Annotated in this window: 2 protein-coding genes; both read left to right on the top strand. The window is 46.7% G+C overall.

The window, feature by feature from the left end; genetic code table 11:
• The coding region (locus tag ACVRRC_RS21875; RefSeq protein ID WP_472997557.1) for a hypothetical protein at positions 1-615 on the top strand (615 nt) is incomplete at its 5' end.
• A 204-nt stretch (positions 616-819) separates the two neighbouring features.
• Positions 820-1,008, top strand: a 189-nt coding sequence (locus tag ACVRRC_RS21870) for a DNA replication terminus site-binding protein (protein WP_472997556.1), incomplete at its 3' end; no start/stop codon positions are given.

The following is a 1,008-nucleotide window of genomic DNA, read 5'->3' as shown; positions in this document are numbered from 1 at the left end:
TTTGTTGCGGTAGTGCTGTTTGGTATCTCTAAGTATGCAATTAAAATTCGCGCTCTGGATGACGCGGGTGGACCACAAGCCTATTATGACCAACAGATAGAATGGCCGCTAACACAGTTCTATATCGATCTGATAGAAGAGAGTGATGTGAAACCAGAGTTCGACGCCTGGGTTAAAGACAAAGACAAACCTCTGACGCTCGGCCAATTCGATGACGGGTTAGCTAAAGCGATACAAACAGCATATTCATTACCGATGGGGAAGGATTTACCAGATACCCAGATTATTAAACTCATTGTATATCGACATGGAACGCCTGTCTTAAAGTGGATGAGTATTGGTTTCTTCCTCCTGAGTGGAGTGCTCGGCCTTATCCTGCTTAATCCGCAAAACACACTGGCGGAAGGCATTCCATTCATTATGTTCACGCTACTTCTGGCATTGGTTTTTAGGTTTCTGCGGAGCAAGCTTCAAGCAAAAGCACAGGCTATAGTTCTCAACAGACCCCTCACCGTGGAACAGGTAGCAAGTTTAATGACATTAGCGGCCAGATTGAAAGTCCATTCCGAATTTTGCCAGCTCTTACGCAGCCCAGAATGCCCCAGGCACAGTTAAAGAAGCACATACATGGATAGTTGATCACGCCAAAGTTCTAGTTTCCGAACACACTACGTTCCTCGGTTAATCTCAAACCCCGGCTTCATGTGAAATAACGAATTCTTGCATTCCCGCCTGATAATTGTATAAAGTATGGATATATATACAGCCCCCACCACGGTGGAGGGTTAGCACGTTACCCTTTCTCGGGGATTTATTATTATGAACATCGCACAAACCTTCCATCGCCTGGAAGATGACTTGGCGTTGCTCAATCGAGTGCTGGCGGAGAAGTCTCCGCTATATGCACGCGTTTGCGTTATACCGCCAGTGGCCGATGGTGAAGAAAACCTGCCGGTTGCCCGTATTGAACCGATTCTAATGTATGGCGCTCAAGCCATCGAGCAGGCC

Source organism: Stutzerimonas sp. LR2, assembly GCF_055755175.1.
Note: the sequence above shows the minus strand (reverse complement) of the source record. Positions and strands in the feature narration are given on the sequence as shown.